Origin of the sequence: Roseburia sp. OM02-15, assembly GCF_003481835.1 — a bacterium.
GTDB classification, from domain to species: domain Bacteria; phylum Bacillota; class Clostridia; order Lachnospirales; family Lachnospiraceae; genus Eubacterium_I; species Eubacterium_I ramulus_A.
The window spans coordinates 12633-32949 of the sequence record NZ_QULX01000001.1; the positions used below are offsets into that span (position 1 = coordinate 12633).

16 protein-coding genes, 1 tRNA gene and 3 pseudogenes are annotated in these 20317 nt (G+C 40.2%); 7 read left to right on the plus strand and 13 right to left on the minus strand.

Annotation, left to right across the window (positions count from 1 at the left end):
- Window position 1: 1 nt before the first annotated feature.
- Window positions 2–1171, minus strand: a complete 1170-nt coding sequence (locus DXB15_RS00055; RefSeq protein WP_118701697.1) for a cation diffusion facilitator family transporter — start codon at window positions 1169–1171, stop codon at window positions 2–4.
- Window positions 1172–1587: 416 nt separating this feature from the next.
- A tRNA-Lys gene (locus tag DXB15_RS00060) sits at window positions 1588–1660 on the minus strand.
- Window positions 1661–1957: 297 nt separating this feature from the next.
- Here DXB15_RS00060 and DXB15_RS00065 point away from each other — a divergent pair.
- The gene (locus DXB15_RS00065) at window positions 1958–2623 is read left to right on the plus strand and encodes a DUF1638 domain-containing protein (protein ID WP_118701698.1); all 666 of its coding nucleotides are present in this window, start codon (window positions 1958–1960) and stop codon (window positions 2621–2623) included.
- Between the two features lie 135 nt (window positions 2624–2758).
- Window positions 2759–3733 carry a phosphate acetyltransferase gene (gene pta / locus DXB15_RS00070; RefSeq protein ID WP_118701699.1) on the plus strand — a complete coding sequence of 325 codons (975 nt, stop codon included), beginning with the start codon at window positions 2759–2761 and terminating at the stop codon, window positions 3731–3733.
- A gap of 354 nt (window positions 3734–4087) precedes the next feature.
- Here the strand turns inward: pta and DXB15_RS00075 are convergent, their stop codons facing one another.
- The 3 genes from DXB15_RS00075 to DXB15_RS00085 all read right to left on the minus strand — a co-directional run bounded on the left by DXB15_RS00075 (window position 4088) and on the right by DXB15_RS00085 (window position 6820).
- The gene (locus tag DXB15_RS00075) at window positions 4088–4462 is read right to left on the minus strand and encodes a DUF3783 domain-containing protein (RefSeq protein ID WP_118701700.1); all 375 of its coding nucleotides are present in this window, start codon (window positions 4460–4462) and stop codon (window positions 4088–4090) included.
- A gap of 3 nt (window positions 4463–4465) precedes the next feature.
- Window positions 4466–5371: a precorrin-6B methylase gene (locus DXB15_RS00080; protein WP_118701701.1), complete on the minus strand. Its 906-nt coding sequence runs from the start codon at window positions 5369–5371 to the stop codon at window positions 4466–4468.
- Between the two features lie 1215 nt (window positions 5372–6586).
- Window positions 6587–6820 carry a hypothetical protein gene (locus DXB15_RS00085; protein ID WP_109214837.1) on the minus strand — a complete coding sequence of 78 codons (234 nt, stop codon included), beginning with the start codon at window positions 6818–6820 and terminating at the stop codon, window positions 6587–6589.
- A gap of 1373 nt (window positions 6821–8193) precedes the next feature.
- Between DXB15_RS00085 and DXB15_RS00095 the strand changes: the two genes are divergently transcribed.
- Window positions 8194–9396, plus strand: coding sequence for a replication initiation protein (locus DXB15_RS00095; RefSeq protein ID WP_118701703.1), 1203 nt, complete (start codon window positions 8194–8196; stop codon window positions 9394–9396).
- A gap of 631 nt (window positions 9397–10027) precedes the next feature.
- Here the strand turns inward: DXB15_RS00095 and DXB15_RS00100 are convergent.
- The 3 genes from DXB15_RS00100 to DXB15_RS17825 all read right to left on the minus strand — a co-directional run bounded on the left by DXB15_RS00100 (window position 10028) and on the right by DXB15_RS17825 (window position 14138).
- The gene (locus DXB15_RS00100; protein ID WP_158582153.1) at window positions 10028–13339 is read right to left on the minus strand and encodes a DEAD/DEAH box helicase; all 3312 of its coding nucleotides are present in this window, start codon (window positions 13337–13339) and stop codon (window positions 10028–10030) included.
- Between the two features lie 283 nt (window positions 13340–13622).
- Window positions 13623–13958 (minus strand): hypothetical protein, encoded by a 336-nt coding sequence (locus DXB15_RS00105; protein ID WP_118701705.1) that lies wholly within the window; start codon window positions 13956–13958, stop codon window positions 13623–13625.
- 66 nt (window positions 13959–14024) lie between these two features.
- Complete coding sequence (locus DXB15_RS17825) at window positions 14025–14138, minus strand: hypothetical protein (protein ID WP_118701706.1); 114 nt, start codon at window positions 14136–14138, stop codon at window positions 14025–14027.
- 39 nt (window positions 14139–14177) lie between these two features.
- Between DXB15_RS17825 and DXB15_RS00115 the strand changes: the two are divergent.
- The 4 genes and pseudogenes from DXB15_RS00115 to DXB15_RS17005 all read left to right on the plus strand — a co-directional run.
- A pseudogene (locus DXB15_RS00115) lies at window positions 14178–14342 on the plus strand (ATPase); the annotation flags it as partial.
- A gap of 250 nt (window positions 14343–14592) precedes the next feature.
- Window positions 14593–15006 (plus strand): hypothetical protein, encoded by a 414-nt coding sequence (locus tag DXB15_RS17130; protein WP_243115569.1) that lies wholly within the window; start codon window positions 14593–14595, stop codon window positions 15004–15006.
- 213 nt (window positions 15007–15219) lie between these two features.
- Window positions 15220–16353, plus strand: coding sequence for a sensor domain-containing diguanylate cyclase (locus DXB15_RS17135; RefSeq protein ID WP_243115570.1), 1134 nt, complete (start codon window positions 15220–15222; stop codon window positions 16351–16353).
- A 36-nt stretch (window positions 16354–16389) separates the two neighbouring features.
- Window positions 16390–16637 (plus strand): annotated as a pseudogene (locus tag DXB15_RS17005) (ATPase); the annotation flags it as partial.
- Window positions 16638–16938: 301 nt separating this feature from the next.
- Here DXB15_RS17005 and DXB15_RS00135 read toward each other — a convergent pair.
- The 5 genes and pseudogenes from DXB15_RS00135 to DXB15_RS00155 form a co-directional block, all read right to left on the minus strand.
- A complete protein-coding gene (locus DXB15_RS00135) occupies window positions 16939–17148 on the minus strand; it encodes a DUF6219 family protein (RefSeq protein WP_008392833.1) in 210 nt (69 codons plus the stop codon).
- Between the two features lie 87 nt (window positions 17149–17235).
- Window positions 17236–18000, minus strand: a complete 765-nt coding sequence (locus DXB15_RS00140) for a class I SAM-dependent methyltransferase (RefSeq protein ID WP_118701707.1) — start codon at window positions 17998–18000, stop codon at window positions 17236–17238.
- An 84-nt stretch (window positions 18001–18084) separates the two neighbouring features.
- The gene (locus DXB15_RS00145; protein WP_118004843.1) at window positions 18085–18669 is read right to left on the minus strand and encodes a LysE family transporter; all 585 of its coding nucleotides are present in this window, start codon (window positions 18667–18669) and stop codon (window positions 18085–18087) included.
- A gap of 88 nt (window positions 18670–18757) precedes the next feature.
- Window positions 18758–18949: pseudogene (locus DXB15_RS00150) on the minus strand (LysR family transcriptional regulator); the annotation flags it as partial.
- Complete coding sequence (locus DXB15_RS00155; RefSeq protein WP_118280434.1) at window positions 18943–20295, minus strand: MATE family efflux transporter; 1353 nt, start codon at window positions 20293–20295, stop codon at window positions 18943–18945. The pseudogene DXB15_RS00150 and the gene DXB15_RS00155, both read right to left, overlap by 7 nt.
- Between the last annotated feature and the right edge of the window lie 22 nt (window positions 20296–20317).

Here is a 20317-nt window from a genome sequence, read left to right on the forward strand (position 1 = left end):
CTCAGACATAACTCTGCTCTACTTTGATCACACAGCGATAGCGCGGATTCCATTCTGCCACACGTTTCTGCAGATAAGATGAAATCTCGCCATCGCTGCTTTTAAATCCAGCCGGTTTTACACAGTCAAAAATTACGTTACTGGACTCATTTCCCGGAACCAGACGGACTTCGTGAATGGAAAGTCTCTCATCAAACTCCTTTGCAGCCTTGCTGACAAAAGCTCTGATTTCTGCCACTTCCGCATTTTCCTCAACGATCGGATCATAGTGAATTGTCAGAATCATATGCTCCTGTTCCTGAAAATCACGCTCGATCTCATCCATGACCTCATGTGCCTCAATGACAGGTGTTTCTGCCGGAAATTCCACATGCACCGTGGCAAACAGATTTCCCGGGCCGTAATCATGGATCATCAGATCATGCACTCCGATTACTCCCGGATATGACTGAATTTTCTCCGTAATATGATTGACAAATTCTGCTGCCGGTACTTTTCCAAGCAGCGGACTTAACGTTTCTTTGATCAGTCCAATACCACTGTACAAAATAAATACAGCCACACCGATACCGGCAATACCATCAATAATATTTAACCCTGTCACCTTACATAAAATAGTTGCAACTACAACAGCTGACGTAGAAATCACATCATTTCGACTGTCTGCCGCCGTCGCGATCAGTGTATCGGATTCGATTCTCATACCAATTTTCTTATTAAAAATACTCATCCACAGTTTTACGCAAATGGAAATAAGAAGTACTACGATCATCAGCACATTGCAATCCACTTCTGACGGATGAATGACTTTCAAAATACTTTCTTTTGCCAGTGACAAGCCGATAGCCACGATAATGACACAGACCACAAGTCCCGCCAGATACTCATACCGCGCATGACCATACGGATGCTCCTCATCTGCTTTTTTTGATCCCAGTTTAAATCCAAGCAGACTGACAATATTGCTGGACGCATCACTTAAGTTATTTACCGCATCTGCTGCAATTGCGATGGATCCGAATAACGTTCCGATAATATATTTTCCAGCAAACAGCAGTACATTACATAAAATACCTACAATTCCTGCCAGATTTCCATAGGCCAGTCGAACCTTTGTATCTTTCGTGTCCTTACTGTTTTTCACAAAAAGTTTCACCAATAACTCAGTCATAATTTTTCACACTCCCTTTTTCAAGAATACTCTTAGCATTCTTTCTGCAAATCTACACTCCGTTAGGGACAGCGCCAATCCAGAGTCCATATTATTTCAGTTATTCCTGTCCTACCTTTTTTTCAGTCTGCTTACCTTTCTTTCATATTTCTTACAAAAGATACGCATTTCTAACTTCCCGTATACTAAGAAAAGCACCTCAGATGCTGCTCTGAGATGCTTCGTATTTCTATTCGTTTTTATGATAGTAAAAAAGTCATCCAATCGGATGACTTACAATGCGCCTTCAGGGGTCCACGAGATCCGGGGGATCTCGGATTTGGACCGACCGGAGCGAAGCGAAGACCGAACCCGTATGGGTTCGAATCCCTGTCATCCTACTCAAAAAGGTCATCCGCTTGGATGACCTCATATAATGCGCCTTCAGGGATTCGAACCCTGGACAAATAGATTAAGAGTCTACTGCTCTACCAGCTGAGCTAAAGGCGCATACGTCTTTAACGCAAGTGCTATTATAACGGATATAAAACTAAAATGCAAGTATTTTTGGAAAAAAGTTGTTATTTATGATACGATAGTTACAGTTCACACGCGCCATTCGCAAAATGCCCTTTCGGGCTTCTCCGTAGCTTCGCTACTACTTTTGCTCATAAAAAGGCGCTCCCTTCATCACTATGTATCCAGCTAATTCCTCATGCAAGCATGATCATTACCTGAATACATGTGATGAGTGAACTGTAACATACGATACGATTAATACCTCCAAGTAAAGGAGCATTTACTCTTATGGATAAGAAAAAGCGGACCCTCATCTCCTGCGCCATGCTTGCAGATGAGGTCAATCATATTTTACAACAAACGGACATTGATCTTCCCGTCATCTGGGTGGAACGCGGTCTGCACAGCACGCCGGAAAAACTGAACCGAATCTTGCAGCATTATATTGATGCCTTGCAAAATCAAGATGAAATTCTGTTGACTTTTGGGCTTTGCGGCAACGGAACCGCAGGACTTATCAGCAAACATACGCTGCTTCGTCTTCCGCGTTTTGATGACTGCATTAATCAATTACTTTGCAAACAACCGCGCACCGAACGTAAACAGACCGAAACTGATGCGCTCTACCTGACCCGCGGATGGACACTGGATAAAGAAGCGATTTTACAGCAGTACCAAATTTTATCCCGCCAGTACGAACCGGAAATGCGTGATATGATTTTGCGAACCATGTATAACGGCTATCACACCTTATCTGTGATCGATACCGGATGCTTTGATTTAAAACCGGTGGAACAATATGCGGACCAGGCTGCTGCCTGCCTGAATTTTACCAGAAATACGGTTTCCGGAAACATTTCCACACTGGAACATCTGATCGTCGGAACCAATGATCCTAACATTTTAACGCTGAATCCCGGCGAAATGATACAGGCATCTTTATTTGAACTGTAATTTTTCATACAAAATAACAAAAAAATATCATTTTTTTATGAGAAACAATAGGCAAAGTAGCTTGCAATTTAAAGCAAAACGTATAAAATAGAAATGACGAGTATATTAAATTATTAATGGAGGTAAACGAAACCAATGTTCAAAACATTAATACAGAAATTAAAAGACAACCCTCGTACAATCGTCTTTACTGAGGGAACAGATGCACGTATTCTGGAAGCTTCTTCACGTCTGCTTGCAGGTACATTCTTAAAACCAATCTTAGTTGGTAATGAAGCTGAAGTTAGAGCTGCTGCTGAGGAAGCAGGCTACAATATCAACGGTGCAGAGATCATCGATCCTAAGAACTATGACCGCATGGATGAGATGGTTGCACAGATGGTTGAACTTCGTAAAGGTAAAATGACAGAGGAGCAGTGCCGCGAAGCATTATCTCATGGTAACTACTTCGGAACAATGCTTGTAAAAATGGGCGTTGCTGACTGCTTACTTGGTGGTGCTACATATTCTACAGCTGATACCGTTCGTCCGGCTCTTCAGCTTATCAAAACAAAACCAGGCAACAAGATCGTATCATCTTGCTTCATCCTCGTTCGTCCGGCTGCTACAGGCGACAACGAAGTACTGGCAATGGGTGACTGCGCAATCAACATCAAACCGTCTGAGGATGATCTGGTAGAGATCGCTCTTGAGACAGCTCAGTGTGCTAAAATCTTCGGTATCGATCCTAAGATTGCTTTCCTTAGCTACTCAACACTCGGATCCGGTAAAGGTGAGGACGTTGACAAAATGCGTAACGCTTGTGCAAAAGCAAAAGAAGCTGCTCCGGATCTTTCTATCGATGGTGAGCTTCAGTTCGACGCTGCTGTATCTCCGCGTGTTGCTGAGACAAAATGCCCGGATTCAAAAGTTGCCGGACATGCTAACACATTTATCTTCCCAGACATCAACGCTGGTAACATCGGTTACAAAATCGCTCAGCGTCTTGGTGGATTCGATGCTTACGGTCCGATCCTTCTTGGTCTGAATGCACCGATCAACGATCTGTCTAGAGGATGCAACGCTCTGGAAGTTTACTCCATGGCTATCATTACTGCAGCTTTAAGCTAAGTTTTGAAAACTTGTTTTTAAACGATAGGTTGTGATAAAGAAAAGAAGAAATTTACCTCCGCAGCTAATAATCGCTTGCTGAGGAAAATTTCTTCTTTTCTTTCATTTACGTTACATATCCCTATTTCATATCGATACTTATTTTTCTACAATACTTGTAACATTTTCCATTATTTACAACTGGAAAGTTTCTTTCTGGCACGCAGCGCCGTCGTGGCGTAAAATTTTATGATTGCCGTAACGTAAATAGCGTCAGTCAGGCAATCTTACCTCGGCAAGCGATTGTTAGCTGCAGAGGTAAGATTGCTGACTGGCGCTTTCACAACCTAAAATTTTCATCCACCAAGCAAGATCTTAAAAGCGCTTCCGGTCCCGTTGTGCCATTTCGTACATCATCTTCTCACGCTGCGCCTCGAAATATACGTGCAGAACGTCCCAGGAGGCGTTTGTAGCCGTCATAACCATTTTATAGTCTATCTTTACCTTATGGTTTCTTAAATCCATCAGAAGCCGATCTAGCTGCTTCTCCGTAAAGTCACACATTATGATCATGCTGCCCTTCGGATACTCACTGCCGAAATACCCACCATCATCTTTTCCCCTGGCAAGATCCCCCAATGCCATATGAAATTTCGTCTTCGGGACAGACACCGCCTGTATTTTCATTGGTGTCAGAATCTGACGGATCTCATTCTCATTTTCACACTGAAATAATAATACTTTCGCCATTTTTTAGCAGTCTGCCTTTCCTGTAATGATCCATGGTGCCGGCTGCTGCTCGAAAGAATTTTTGCTGTTCAATCTGGCTACGGAAATTTGGATAACCTCAGTATCTTTGATACCGTATTTTTCAAAAATGCCGGAAATAGATGCCGCTACGCCAAAATCTAATGTATAGATCACAATGCTGATCTGCGGATTTAATTTTGTCAGGTACTCAATCTCCTGCTCCATACTTGCGGATGCCACCATAAATACCAGTGACGGAACCGGACATCCTTTCATCGTCTCCTCATCCACATGATCGATCACCTGAATGTTGTGCAAGCCAAAATGGTCAATGTTCTCTTCCATGGTCGCACGGTCGTCTTTGTTGTATTCTACAGCGATCACAGTGCCCTCTGTAGCGATGATTGCAGCCTCTACCGCAATACTTTCTCCACTGATGACACAAATGTCGTCCTGACGCCCTACATGCATCTTATTTAAGATGACGGAACGGATCTCGCTTCCTACATAATGAATGGAACCACGTTTAAAATTATGGTTGTCCATACCAATCTTGTAGGTGTTACGCGCATGCTCATTTACGATCAGCATGCCTGCGGATGCGTTGATGCCACGGTTGATCATATTGCTCACTTTATCGTGTTTTATCTCGCCTGCAGGCTCTGAGCCCTCGTTATACCATACATCGCAGTCCCCCAGTCCTGCGTTCCACATCCGGTAAAAAATATCGTCAATTCCAGCTTCCGTAAACACCAATACTGCTTTGTGTGACTCAACTGTCGGAATCAGGTTTTTATTTTTTCGGGTGATATCAAGCATCTTTACTTTTTCCAGATCAATGGCTGTGTTTTTCGCAAAATACTGCAGCCAGGATAAAATGCTCTCGTTGGTAAAAATCTGCTGTTCCATAAAAAATACCTCCCAATACATTAATCAAAAATGCCTTCAGCATCTAATTATGTTAATTTTACCATTATCAAAAACACACGTCAATAAATCCATGCTTTTCGAATACATCCCAGAATGTTCTCCGTTACAGTTCACTCATCACATGTATTCAGGTAATGATCATGCTTGCATGAGGAATTAGCTGGATACATAGTGATGAAGGGAGCGCCTTTTTATGAGCAAAAGTAGTAGCGAAGCTACGGAGAAGCCCGAAAGGGCATTTTGCGAATGGCGCGTGTGAACTGTAACTGTTCTCCGTGTATTTGGCGTGTAACATCTATAATAATGTAAATCATTTCACACCTAAGGTATCATTTCCGTAAAATACTACAGATTTGCCTTATTATAATTTGTTAAGAGATACTTTCTTTTTTCTTCATATTTCAGCCACAAAAAGAACACAATTTCCCGGTAATATAACAGTATCAAATAAATCAAGTGAAACGCATAACAAACATTTGAAATTTGATGAAAGCCTTAACCTGAGGTAAAAAGATCAAGTCGAACGAATATGAGACTTGGTTCAGTGATTTTAATTAATATGAGTTGATATACTTTTAGAATCACTGTCAGATATAAAAAGCTTCTGAGGGTAGTCAGTTAACCAGCATTGGCACATTCAGGGGCGACAAAAAACTATTTCCTTTATATAGATAAATTTTTCATAACTCACTCTCCCCCCAAAAAACCGGATTCGTAAGGAACCCGGTTTTTTATTTCGTAAAAATGTGAAATTATCTTTTTTCTTAAATATTCAAGTCGAACGCACGTGAGACTTGGTGCGTGATTCTGGTCAGCGAAAGCTGACATATTCTTCTCAGAATCACTGCACATCCCCGCGGAGCGTTTATCTCAGTCGGAGATTGTACTCCCACTGAGAAAGACTTGTTATTACTCACCACTTGCAGAAGTGGGAGTCTTCTCGACTGAGATAAAAATATAATCAAAAACTTTTCCTGCTGTCTCTAAATATAATTTTATCACGCACCAGTTATCAAATCGAAATTATTTCGTATCTGAACATAATTATTAAAAAGCTAGCATGTATTAAAATATGCATATTATTAATAAAATGTATATTTATGCATTTCTATGTATAATTTAAGCCACCCAGGTTTTTGAGTTATAATAAGTATTTCTTATTATTAAAAATCCGGATGGCTTTTTCTTTTTTAACTACATATTTGTATGTTCATATTTTTCAACATTGTTTTTGATCTGGTCAATGATCTGATGCACTTCCTGATCTTCATTTTTAAATTTACTGCTGAACATGAACACTTTTCGTGGACTGTTTTTCTTACATAACCAATAATCTCTGCCAGCCAAAACAGATCTTTCCGTTGTCACTTCAACAAAATATCCCTGTTGATAATGATATCTTGCAATTACTTCAATACCCTTTTCCATAAAATTCACCCTCTGTTGATAATTATTTTTTTATGAATTGGTTGTGTGAGTTATCAACAACAACATGCTCAAGTATAACAGAAAAAAAGTTTAAGTTAAGTATTGAAGTTTTTTTTCTTGTTGTTCTCATTGATATAGAAATAAAAGATTGGTTTTGATGTAAGTGAAAAAATTTTTTGTTTATCAACGACACCGTTGTTGATAATATTCTATTCTTTTTATTTATTTGTAAACAACATACTTATATTCTTTATATTATATCCACAAAAAATGTCGAAAAACGTTGATTTTATGGGATTCTTGAAAATAAAGTACGGACATTTACAGGCTAAATGACGGTGGCTGGTTGGAAAAGATGCGAATATACGTAGGTGAAGAAGCGGACAAATGTGGGATGCCCGGAAAATCGAAGAAAAAGCGGGCTATTGGCGAAGAAAAAGGCATAAATGGGCAAAGAAAAAGGCAGATATTGGTCCCAGATTTGTCCGTTAAAAGAAAAATTGAGTCTTATTTTTGGCCATTTTTGCTATTTTACGGACATTTATGGGCAATAATTTGTGAACTAACGGCAATTTTGAGGAGAATTGAATTGTTTTACAATTGTTTTTTGGAAAGAAACGGACAGATATGGGATTAAAAAACTGGAACTAACGGACAGATTTAGGATGCTTTTTGGTTAATTAACGGACAAATGTAGGACTTTTCGGGAGATTTTTGTGGAAGAAACGGACAAATTTGGGATCAATGAGTGGAACTAACGGCATTTTTGAGGCAAACAAATGTTTTAACGGACATTTATAGGATGTTTAGTTTTAAGAGATATCTACATATTGTGCCGTAAGTTCGGAAATAATACTTTTTTAACGGACAAATTTAGGATAGTAGTTTGGGAACTAACAGACAAATGTGGGATACCCCTTGAAGAAACGGACATTTATAGGATGTAAAAAAATAAGAATAAGACATTTGTGGGTTCGAACGGATGTTTTTAACGGACATTTGTAGGACCCCATCGAAAGAAACGGACAAATATGGGATGCCAAAATACAAGATATGGACATTTCTGGGTGAAAAAATGGATATTTAGTGGACAAATGTAGGATGCTAAAAATTTTTTAGCGGACATTTATGGGATATTGTTGTGAAATAACGGACGTTTATGGGATGGATTTGAATCTTTTAACGGACATTTTTGGGTGTTGATAACTTTTTCAAAAAAGTCTGACAGTTTTTTCGTTGACAAATTGAGGATTTAAAGGCATAATTAAGGAAGTAAATTAGAACGGAAAATAGTTAGTTTATCTGGTGCATTTTTGCATCAGATCGTTTTGAGGGATACAAAAGAGAGAATATAAAAAGGAACTTTATCACTAATGGCAAAGAATGAGATAGCGAAATCGGATAAAACGATGTTCCCGGACATGTTAAAGAAAAGTAATTTTCTGATTTCCTCCGTATACAGAGCATCGCTTTTAGAGAACAAAGTGCTGGCACTGGCATTGACAAAAGTGCGTTTGAGTGATCAGGGGCGTCCGGTGGCGACACTCCGTACGAAAGAAATTAAAGAAGTTTTACATGTAACCGGAAATGCAATGGGTACATATCTGAAAGACGTTGCTACTTCTCTGGCAGGTCGAACCATGTTCATCGAATCTGCAGATGGAAGTTTTAAATGTATGAGTCTGGTCGGTGTGGTAAGTTATGAATCCGGTTCCGGTACGATGGAAATTAAGTTTGAGCCTGAGATCAAAGATTATATTTATGATCTGAAGGCTAATTTTACCATGTTAAATATTCCTATGATGTTGTCATTTCGTTCCGGATGGTCATACCGTCTGTACGAACTGCTTTCTTCGCGCGCCTATCATACGAAATATGATAAGGAAACAGGCAATGTTTTCCATATAAAATATGGTGTTTCGGAGATCAAGCTGCATCTTGGAACCGTTCAGATTAAAGATGATAAAGGCAAGATCAACCGTGATATTCAGCGTGAATTGGAGAAAAAAGAGATCGATTATGACTATATTGTCAACGAATTAGTGCATGAAAAGCTGAAATCCTTTGATAAATGGTGTGATTTCAAGCGTCGTGTTCTGGATGTTGCGGTCAATGAGATCAATGAGAAGTCTGATATTTCTGTAAAATATGATCTGATGCGAAGCGGTCGTGGCGGAAAAATCTATGGAATTGATTTTGAAGTAACGAAGAAAGATATGACGGTGGAACCGACACTGGAAGAAGAAGTTCCGACACCAGCAGATGCAGAACTGGATGATCTGATCGATAAAGTCATGGATATTATTGATGAAAAGATCAAGATTTCTCAGGCGAAAGCATTATTAAAAGTAGCAAATTATGATATTAATAAGATTGAATATGCGTATGAACTGGCATGTAAGCAGGAAAATATCAAAAATCTGATCGGCTGGCTGACTGCTGCGATTCAGAATGGATATGAAGATGCGCCGATTCATAAAGTAAAGGGATATTCTCAGGAACAGACAGAAGAATTCGATGAATATATGGAACAGATGCGTCTGGAACATTATGCAAAGGCAGATTCTACGAAATAATTTTATGGATTTTGTAAAAAATAATGGTGTAAATAAAGTCAATAATAAGAAAATGTGATGTATAGAAATGTACATCACATTTTTTTGTACAAAAATTGGGTCCCATAAATGTCCGTAAGTTCGCCTATAGATGGCGTGAGTAAAAAATATAGCCTATAAATGTCCGCAAGTTTGCCTATATATGTCGTACATAAAAAATAGATCCCATAAATGTCTGTTAGTTTACCCATAGATGGCGGGGATAAATATAGCCTATAAATGTCCGTTAGTTTGCCTATAGACGGCGTGCATGAAAAACATAGCCTATAAATGTCCGTTAGTTTGCCTATATATGTCGTGCATAAAGAATATAACCTATAAATGTCCGTTAGTTTACCCATGGGTGGCGTTTATAAAATATAGCCTATAAATGTCCGCTAGTTCGCCTATAGAGCGCGTGTATAAAGAAATAGCCCATAAATGTCCGTTAGTTTACCTATAGGTGGTGTGTATAAGGATATAGCCCATAAATGTCTGCTAGTTTTCCTATAAATGTCTTGCATAAATATACATCCCATAAATGTCCGTAAATTTACCTATAACTGTCCGTTAAAAAAGACAGAAGAATGAAATCTTCTGCCTTTTTATGAGCTTAATCCTGTAGCAATGCAAGTAATTCTTCTCTGGAAAATGCCGGATTTTTAGTTGTTTCTCCACCAAGAATCTGATCTGCCAGCTGTGCTTTCTTTTCCTGTAGTCTCAGAATTTTTTCTTCAATGGTGTTCTGTGCAATCAGACGGTACACAAGGACTTTGTTTTTCTGACCAATACGATGTGCACGGTCGGTTGCCTGGTTCTGTACCGCGGTGTTCCACCATGGATCGTAATGGATCACGATATCTGCTGCTGTCAGGTTTAGTCCGGTTCCGCCGGCTTTCAGGGAGATCAGAAATACTGGTGTTTCATCCTGATTGAAGGCGGTTACAAGCTGCATACGCTCCTGTTTTGGCGTGGAGCCTTTCAGTACATAGTATGGAATATTTTCCTGTTTTAAACGCTCTGCAATGCCATCCAGCATGGTAGTGAACTGGGAAAATATCAGTATTTTATGTCCGCCGGAGATTGCATTCTGAACAAGTTCCAGACACAGATCCAGTTTGGCAGAACCTGCCTGATAATTTTCATATAATAGTGCCGGATCACAGCAAAGCTGCCGCAGTTTGGTCAGTTCCGCAAGAATTTCAATTTTGGACTGATTAAATTCTTCCTGAGACTGTTTGGATAACAATACCTCCAAACGCTGGACATGTGCCCGGTAAAGGTCTTCCTGCTCTCCTGTTAACGGCGTAAACATGTTTTTCTCCAGTTTTTCCGGAAGATCCTTTAATACATCCTTTTTCAGACGGCGCAGCACAAACGGCGCGATCAGTTTTTGCAAACGTTCCAGTGCAGCGGGATTGCCGATTTGAACGATCGGGATTTCAAAGGTGACATGGAACCGCTTGTAGGAATAAAGGTATCCGGGCATCAGGTAGTCAAAAATACTCCATAATTCGCCCAGATGATTTTCTACTGGTGTACCGGTCAGGGCAATGCGAAAATCGGAAGCAATCTGTTTGACCGCTTTTGCTGCTTTCGTGGTGGCATTTTTGATAAACTGTGCTTCATCAATGATCTGGTAGGCGAAGGTCAGCTGCTGATACAGTTCAATATCCCGGCGGAGCAGATCATAGGATGTGATGAAAATGGCACCTTTCTGGTGGTGTTCAAGCACGGATTTTCGTTCTTCTACGTTTCCGGCTACGGTATAAACGGTCAGTTCCGGTGCAAAATGGTGGATTTCCCGTTCCCAGTTGTATACAAGGGATGCAGGGCAGACAATCAGTGTATTTTTGTGTGTTTCCTGCCGTTCAATGTAATGGGCGTAGAGAAATACAATCACCTGAAGGGTTTTTCCAAGTCCCATATCATCAGCAAGAATTCCACCAAAACCGTTCTGGCAAAGGGTTTCCAGCCAGAGATAACCGGTTTTCTGGTATTCGCGCAATACTTTCTGGAATTTTTCCGGAACTTCAAAATCACTGTCTTCCACTGTTTTCATATTTCGGATCAGTTCGCGGAAGCTTTTTCCTTTTTGTACGGACAGAAAACTTCCCTGCCGTAGCTGTTCGTCCAGATAAGGGGCACGGAATTTTGGCAGGGTGATATCACCGGAAGCCAGTTCCTCATAAGTGAGCATCAGTCCTTCCTGTAACTGAGCCAGAGTATCCAGATCTGTGTCCTCTACAGGGAAAAATTCACCGGATTTTAAGTGGTAAAACTTCTTTTTGCGGTCGTATTTGGACAAAATGTATGCCAGTTCGTCCAGATCAATGCTGTCTGATTCAATCTGAAAATTCAGAAGATCTTCTTTCATCGTAATACCGATGGATATTTTCGGCGGCTGAATTACCCGGATTTTTTTCAAACGATCAGAGATAAAGACTTCAGCAACTTCTTCAAAGGCTCCCAGTCCTTTGGTCAGAAGTTCGAACATGCAGTTTTCATCACTGGAAGCTACTGGATTGCCGGTTCGATCATCGATGGCATTACAATAACTGGAGATGAGTGCAGCAACTTTTGCTTCTTCCCGTATATTTCGATTCCTGTCTTTTTGACGATTACTGCCGTCAAAAACATGGTAAACCTGGTCATTTCCGTAGTCTGCCACCAGATCGCAGGTGATCAGATTCTGTTGTGGAAGATCCAGATATACACGGAAAGCAGCTTCATCTGGAAGGTATTTTTCCGGAACATAGCCAATTTTCTGAATCTGATACACGGATTCCAGTTCTGGAAGAAAATCACGGGTAAATACCGGTAGATCGTCATTAGCGATAAAACAGTTTCCGTCCCAGCGAATAGTCATATTTTTCTCAAATGTATTTAGTGCGGTTGAATTTCGACGGCTGATCCGGTAGATTTTCTGATCGGAAAATACATATTGCCAGTCGTGACTGTAAATGACCGGTGGTTGTTCCAACGTCAGTTCAATTCCATCTTCTACGGATGAAATCTGCAGAGATTTCCGATAGGGTTCGTCTACCGGATACCACAGTTTGGAGGATTTTGTATAAGGTGCCAGATAGATTCCTGTGGTGCGCACAACGTCCATAAAGGAATCCAGCGTCTCATGCCGAAGAAAATATTCTCTGGAACTTGTGAAGTTATACCATGCGTCACTGTCTTCAAACTGGCGCATAAAATACTCCATGAGCGGTCGGCTTTCCGCATCAAAGGCTTCCAGCTGATGGGTAAATCCGAATTGTTTTCCATAAGCAAACCACTGTCCGGTCTGTACGCGATTCACCAGAGCTGCAATATCTTTGACTACATACATTTTGTTTTCGCCGATTCTCAGGGAAACACATGGATATCTTGTGTCTGTATGTAAAATTGCTTCCAGATGAATTTTGCCTGCGATGGAACCGGAGGTAAGAAGCCAGTTTTCCTGCTCTCCCATCCGACGTAAAAGCTGTGCCATTCCATAATCTGTAGAACGGGCACTGGTATTGTCCTCAGGGAGTTCAACCAGGGGAATACGTGAAAAGGTATGTTTTGGCTCATCTGGCGTGAAATCATCGTCAATCGTAAGTAATGATTTTTTGGGCTTATGGATATAGTGAAGCAATGTGGCAACACAGTGTTTGCACAGGTCTTTTTCTTCGCGGAAATAATTACAGGGACAATAATAGTCAAAACGATCTTCTTCCATGTCGTCATCGTAGTACATGGTCACTTCTACAGAGTAGGAATGCTCATTTTTGTCCCGAACTTCTGCAACGATATCCAACTGAAGATCACCATATTCGGATGTGGATTTATAAGTTTCAAAAGAATATACGCCGCCGGTCAGCTCAATCAGTCGTCCCTGATAAAAAAGCTGAGGATCCAGCATCGTTTGTAAATCACGTTCTGTCCACATAGATTCAGAGCTCCTTCTTTCTTTGGTAATAAGTTTGATAACTATATTTTGCATTAAAAAGATAAAAATAGATATATCAAATGAGAGATGTCTCCCACCGCTATAGGTGGGAGCAACAATGCCGGGATCATTCTTGAACCTGGTATCAAAAATATAGTTATCAGTTGTAAGAAAATAATAAATCAGATGTTATCATTATACATTAGGAATCTATGATGGCACAAGTGAAAACCGTGATAAAATCGAAAAAATGTTCGATTACATTTGCTTAAAAATAAAAACATTACAGATAAATGCCTTTCATGGCCCGGTAAGTTGCTGCCAGTGCTTCGGAAAACGGTGTGTAAGTCAGACTGAGTTCATCGGTAAGTTTGGAACCGTCGAATAATTCACTTTCTGCTTCTGTTAATGGGAAAGGAAATGGAATTCGGGCAGTCAGTGAGCGGGCAACGGTCACATTCTGTTCGGTAAAATCCACATCACTGGCGTTGTGCAGTTCATCAAGAAATGTCCGGTAGGTGAGAACTTCCGGTGCGCTTAAATTATAGGCTTCGTTATGGTTTTTTTCAGACTGGATGCAGCGAATAATTGCTTCGGCGGCATCTTTGACATAGATCATCTGAAAATGGCCGGTGCTGTCGGATGGATAATAGACAGAATGATTCTGGATGACATTCTGGATAAACTAGGATTCTCTCGGTGCGTAATTATATGGTCCGAATACAAAGGCTGGTCTGAGAATCGTATATGCAAAATGATTCTGTTCATGCACTTTCTGCAGTTCTTTTTCCAACAGCATTTTCCGATAGGTGTACAGTCCTACTTCATTCAAAGGCTGTATATGGATTATGGCAGAGTATATGAAAACATCGTTTGCATCGAGCTTCTTCGCCGTGGATATGATGTTTATGTCGGCAAGCTCTATCAAAGGGAAATCGACTTTGTTGCTCAGAGAGGCAGCGAGAATGCCGGAGCATTTTTGAATCAGGTCAGCGACAGTGTGTGGGCGAAGTATTTCGAGATGGCTTAAGGCTGAAAAAGTAAGGTATGCAGAAAAGGAGCTTTCGAATAAGCGAAGGCTCCTTCTTAAAATATATAGATTTCACAAATCCCTGTCGATATACATTCTTCTGTCATAAATGTATAAAGATTTTGCACAGTTTGTTTTTCCCAAAAAACTTATTCTGTTTTTCAACTTCTGTGATATAATGCTTTATTATAATAATTCCCATGGACAAAATGAGGTGAACCAAGTGAAAAAGAAAACACTTGTGCCTCTTATCATTTTTTTACTGGGCATATGCCTTGTTAGTTTGATTGTATACAAAACAGACACCCACGAAAAAGAGCAGAGACACATAACAGCACAATTAAACGTAGTCACCTATGGCGAACGAATAAAGAATGAAATTACAAATGGAATAGAGATCACAGATACCTTGAAGCAAATCTTAATAAGTGAAGATGGCGAAATCCATCAGTTTGAAACAATTGCAGGAAATCTTATGTCTGATTCTATTGAAAGTGTACAGCTCGCTCCTAATGGTGTTGTTACAGATATTTATCCGGCTAATGAAAATGAGGCAGGTAAGATTGATTTGATTCATGATAAAGACCGCGGAAAAATTTCCTGTTACGCAAGAGACAACCATACAATCATTACGTAGGGCCCCTTCAAATTAAAACAGGGAGGATATGGAATTGCAGTCCGCAATCCCGTATACCTGAAAGATAAAAACGGACATGAGTATTTCTGGGGATTCACTATTGTTATCCTGCGTGTTCCGGATATTTTTTCAGATTCAATCAGTGCACTTTCAAATTTTGGATACGAATACAAAATTTCAAAAACAGACGCTCCATGGAGTGATACTTATAAAGTGGTTTATCAATCAGATGGGCAAATAAATCGTCCTGTTTCTTATACATTTACAATAGGAGACGAAAACTGGAAATTTGAAGTAACTCCTAAAAGTGGATGGAGAAATGCCACATTACTGATAATCGTCATCGGAATTTTTCTTACAATAAGCCTTCTCATGTCAGTTCTTACCAGAGTATGGTTAGTAGCAAAAGAACATAAGAAAAAGTTTCAGATACTGGCGCACACAGATTCTCTTACAAATATTTATAACCGCTATGGATTTGATGAATTTGCAGAAAAAATGATTCAAAAAAATCCAAAAACACATTTTGTGGCTGCGCTCCTTGATATCGATGATTTCAAGTTTATTAATGATATCTATGGACATAATTACGGAGACAGGGCACTAAAGAATCTTGCAGACAGCATGAAGACTTTTTTCCCATCCGATGCATTACTTGGAAGAAATGGTGGTGACGAATTCTGCATTCTTTTACCAAATTGTACCTTTGTAGAAGCAGATATACAGCTGCAGAAATTCACCAAACTTCCTAAATCATTCTCATACCATGGTAAGAAACATGCATTTTATATTTCTCTAGGATATGCAGAATATCCAACATTTGCACCCAATCGTTCACAACTCATGCGCTGCGCAGATGCCGCTCTTTATGAAATAAAGCTTCATGGTAAAAATGGATGTATGGCCTACAGGGAAGGTCTTCGGTCAGGTGCCCGCAAACAACTTGGATTCGCATTCAAGGATATCGCGGAACATCTTCCAGGTGCATTCGTCATATACAGAGCTGACAAAGAAGATGATGAACTATTTTTTGCAAATGATGAATTTCTTCATATGTCCGGATATAAAGATATAGATGAACTGTTCAGACTTACTAAGAAAAGTTTTCGCAACTTGATTCGTGAAGATGAACAGCAACAGATAGAATCAAGTATCTGGGAACAGATTGACAATGGTAATGAAAATGACTATGTTCACTTTCATCTTCGAAAAGCTGACGGAACTTATTTTTCTGTTCTTGATCATGGAAGAATTGTAGAGAGTCCGCAATACGGGAAAGTATTTTATGTATTGTTCATGGATTGGGAAGATATGCATATTCGTTACAATGATAAATTCGCAAGATAAAATATTGCAAAAAACAGAGCATATGATCTATTTTCATATAATGTTTATGTCGGCAAGCTCTATCAAAAGGAAATCGACTTTGTTGCTCAGAGAAGCAACGAGAAGTTTTATATTCAGATCAGCGACAACATTTCCGGGCAGGAAACATTTGAGAGAGAATGCTTTCCTCGGCTTCAGATTCGAGATGCTTATCCGAAAATGATTATTGCTAGAACCAAACATCCCCAATATAGCTATGAAGGAATCGTAATTCACGATATAACGATTGGTTACTACAAGAATAAGCAAGGCGAAATATCTCCAGCATTCTCTTTTGAAATGATGGAGATATTTTTATTATGACGGAGATTGCAGATGAATTCAGACGAAGCATCCTACGAAAAGAGTTTTATATGGATGTACTGAACTGTGATCCGATGTCTTTTGACAAGGAATGCGAACTGACAAATGCTCATTTTCACAAAAATAGAAGAAAATTAATAATATATTTGGTGGCTACACCCCCAAGCCCCTGTAGAATAAATAACGCCAGTACTGGATATCAAAAATCCCGCACCGGCGTTATTTATTAAAATATTTTGTTTTTTAATCTTCAACACTCTCTACTGAAACTTCTTTTTTCTTCCTACTTTTACCAGAAATCATCTTGTGTCCTGTATAAATAGCCATAATCATGCAAAGCAAAGAACTTGCTGCAAAGTACTTATGGCCTTCTTTTGATCCCTTATAACCTGTATAAAAAGTTCCAAGCATTGTAATCAGTGCACCGATAGACCAATATTTATGTGATTTCATTCAGATACCTCCTGCCGTTTTTCTTAATCATATACCTTTTAAAAGATATATACAAACTGAAAGTTTCTTTTTCTTGATAAATGGGGATTAGTTTTCCTTTTTTCCAATCAGCAATAACCACCTATGGTCAAAGCATATTTGTCCCTCCTTGATATAGGGATTAAAACCTGTTTTATCTCCACCATTCAAATCGTATTCCATTTTATCAATAATATCTTTTTGAATATCCTCTGGTGTACTTGTCAAATCCATCCAACTTTGTAGATTTACAGGAACAAGAGTTGTTTCTTCAAGCTGAAGCTCAAAAGCATCCTCAAACAATGCTTCAAATTCTTCTCTGCTAAGTATTCTTGTATGTGAGTTATCACGCATCGTTTCAATAGCGTCATTAGTTTCACGCAATTCTTCTGTAGTCGCTACCATATCCCAAATAACAAGTTTTCCACCTTTTTTCAAAACTCGTTGCATCTCCCGAAAAGGCTTTTCAGGATCAACAAAATGGTGCAATGAAAGTCTTGTAATCACAAGGTCAAATGTTTCATCTTCAAAAGGTAAGCATTCCGCATTCCCCGATACAAATGATATGTTCTGAATACCTTCTTGCTTTGCCAGTTTTTTTCCCTGCTCCAACATTGCTTCTGTCAAATCCAAACAAGTAATGTCCTTAACATAAGGAGCCACTGCTCTTCCACATATACAGGTTCCAGCAGCAACCTCCAATGCATGTTCATTGCCCTTTGCCTGAATACTACGAATCAAATAATCGGTATATTCTGCCTTAGACATATGATATGAAGCAAATTTCTCTGCTTGTGTACCAAATGATTTTTTCACTTCATTATAGTTATTCATAAACTTTTACCTCGCTGTAAACTTCAAAGTTTCTGTTCCTTACAAACTTGAATTTGTTAATTAGAATTGCTCTCAAAGCAACAATTATCTTAACATTCCCCAAATACACTCCAGTAATGTTAGTGCAAGGATAATGTTAATAACACGAAAATGCCGCAGATAAAACTTCTGAATCAGTACGCCCAAGCCAGTCCAAGTACAGGTTGCGATCGTTCCGATTGTTGCAATAACCAGCTCAAAAAACAGCAAAGCCGGAAAAGAGGACATATATCCTACAACATAACCCGTTAGTGAGGTAACTCCGAACATATAGATCTTCACATTGACAAATTGCAGCATGAAGCCTTTCAGAAACGATGCCGATTGCTCTGCGTTTTCTGTTGACGACTTACTGAAAGCAATATGAATCGCAAGCCACAGGATATAGGCTGCTCCGATGTACTTCATCACTTCCATTGCATTTGGAAGCAAAGAACTAACCCCATATACAAAAATTGCGCATAAGATTTGCACTACATAGTAGCCTGCAAAAATTCCAAAGAACAGCGGCTTTCCTTTTTTATATCCATAGTTTGTTACGGTATTTAATGCCAGAATATTTCCCGGTCCCGGAGTAAAGGCATTTATAACGCAATAAATCAGAAAATTGCTCAGTACCGCCATAGGCATAATCATCAACCACTGTTTGCTGTTATTATATCAGCAAACAGTGGTACATACATAACACCTATTTTATATGATTATCCATAGTCTATAACTATGGATTGGCTGGAGCATATTTTCGTAATTCTTCCAGATAGCTTTTTCCAAGTTCACTTAATTCCTGATTTTCATTCAGCACATATCCAATATGCATTGTTTCATTTTCTGCAAGCGGAACAGAGATGATATTTTCTCCATTCAAATATTTCGGGAAAATGCCACTTGAAATAGTATAGGCATTCATTCCTTTCGGGCCGTCGTCACAGGTTTTGCAATCGACTTGCGGTAAATGATAAGGGAAATGACCGCGGCGATCACTTCCGTGACCCAAAACGCATGCCAGACGCCGACGGCGCCGAAAAGCCTGCTGAGCCAAAACGCAGCCGGTAGGATGACCACCACATACCGGCAAAGGGAAATCAGCAAGGAGGGCGTGCCTTTCCTCAGTCCCTCCAATGCGCCGGAAGAAGTAACAGAAACCGCCGAGACGATAAATCCGGCCCCGATGATGCGCAGGGCGGTTTCCCCGGCCTGGATCGTCGCTTCTGTGTGGGTAAACAGCCCCATCAACTGGCCGGGAATCAGCAGGCATATCGCGGTCCCAAGCACCATAATGATACCGTTCATGCACAGGACGATCTGATATATCTGACTGACCCTTTTACTTTCGCCCGCGCCGTAGTTATAGCCGATCAAAGGGCGCATCCCCTGCACAATGCCATTCGCTGGCAGATAGATGAAGGTCTGCAATTTGTAATAGATTCCCAAAACCAGGATATACACCTCGGAATAGGCGGCCAAAATCGCATTGAGCGCCGAAATCAAAAGTGACGGAAGTGCAAGATTCAGGGTTGCGGGAATGCCGATGGAATACAGCTTTATGACCATCTTTTTGCCGGGCAGAATGTACTGCCTGCGGATATGCACGCGAATGGGCCGCACAAAGTAGATGACCAGATAAATCGCAAGCGTCAGAACCTGCCCGATGCCGGTGGCCAGCGCTGCGCCTTCAATCCCCATTTCCGGGAATGGACCATAGCCAAAAATCAGAACGGGGTCCAAGACAATGTTTGTGATGCACCCGCACATCAGGCTGATCATGGTCGTTTTCATGTTTCCTACTGCCTGGAACAGTTTCTCAAACATCATGCTGACGGTAACAATGAGTGTAAAGCCGAACGCAACGGCAGAATAGCGGACGCCAAGTTCAATGACCGCTTCGGATGCAGTGAACATCCGCAGAAAAACCGGCATAATTGCGATACAGCAGACTGTCATAACAACGCCATGAATCACGGCAAGCACAAGTCCCTGTGTGGCAGCCTGATCTGCTTTTTCGTGATTTCCCGCGCCCAGATAGAAGGCAATCACTGCGTTGATCCCAACACCAAACCCAATTCCAGCCGCATTGATAAAATTTTGAACCGGGTAAACCAGTGATAACGCCGTCATCGCTTCCTCGCTGATCTGCGCGACAAAAAAGCTGTCCACAATGTTGTAGAGGGAGTTGACCAGCATGGATAACACCATCGGTAGGGACATGGATAAAATCAGCGGCAATATCGGTTTCTCTTTCATGAAAGTGTCGTTCATAATTCCTCCTTCGCAAAACACG

Bases quoted from the DNA above. Each gene is read 5' to 3' on its own strand.
- DXB15_RS00055 (WP_118701697.1), bottom strand. From the start codon at position 1,171: ATGACTGAGTTATTGGTGAAACTTTTTGTGAAAAACAGTAAGGACACG.
- DXB15_RS00065 (WP_118701698.1), top strand. From the start codon at position 1,958: ATGGATAAGAAAAAGCGGACCCTCATCTCCTGCGCCATGCTTGCAGAT.
- pta (WP_118701699.1), top strand. From the start codon at position 2,759: ATGTTCAAAACATTAATACAGAAATTAAAAGACAACCCTCGTACAATC.
- DXB15_RS00075 (WP_118701700.1), bottom strand. From the start codon at position 4,462: ATGGCGAAAGTATTATTATTTCAGTGTGAAAATGAGAATGAGATCCGT.
- DXB15_RS00080 (WP_118701701.1), bottom strand. From the start codon at position 5,371: ATGGAACAGCAGATTTTTACCAACGAGAGCATTTTATCCTGGCTGCAG.
- DXB15_RS00085 (WP_109214837.1), bottom strand. From the start codon at position 6,820: ATGGAAAAGGGTATTGAAGTAATTGCAAGATATCATTATCAACAGGGA.
- DXB15_RS00095 (WP_118701703.1), top strand. From the start codon at position 8,194: ATGGCAAAGAATGAGATAGCGAAATCGGATAAAACGATGTTCCCGGAC.
- DXB15_RS00100 (WP_158582153.1), bottom strand. From the start codon at position 13,339: ATGTGGACAGAACGTGATTTACAAACGATGCTGGATCCTCAGCTTTTT.
- DXB15_RS00105 (WP_118701705.1), bottom strand. From the start codon at position 13,958: ATGATCTATGTCAAAGATGCCGCCGAAGCAATTATTCGCTGCATCCAG.
- DXB15_RS17825 (WP_118701706.1), bottom strand. From the start codon at position 14,138: ATGCTGTTGGAAAAAGAACTGCAGAAAGTGCATGAACAGAATCATTTT.
- DXB15_RS00135 (WP_008392833.1), bottom strand. From the start codon at position 17,148: ATGAAATCACATAAATATTGGTCTATCGGTGCACTGATTACAATGCTT.
- DXB15_RS00140 (WP_118701707.1), bottom strand. From the start codon at position 18,000: ATGAATAACTATAATGAAGTGAAAAAATCATTTGGTACACAAGCAGAG.
- DXB15_RS00145 (WP_118004843.1), bottom strand. From the start codon at position 18,669: ATGCCTATGGCGGTACTGAGCAATTTTCTGATTTATTGCGTTATAAAT.
- DXB15_RS00155 (WP_118280434.1), bottom strand. From the start codon at position 20,295: ATGAACGACACTTTCATGAAAGAGAAACCGATATTGCCGCTGATTTTA.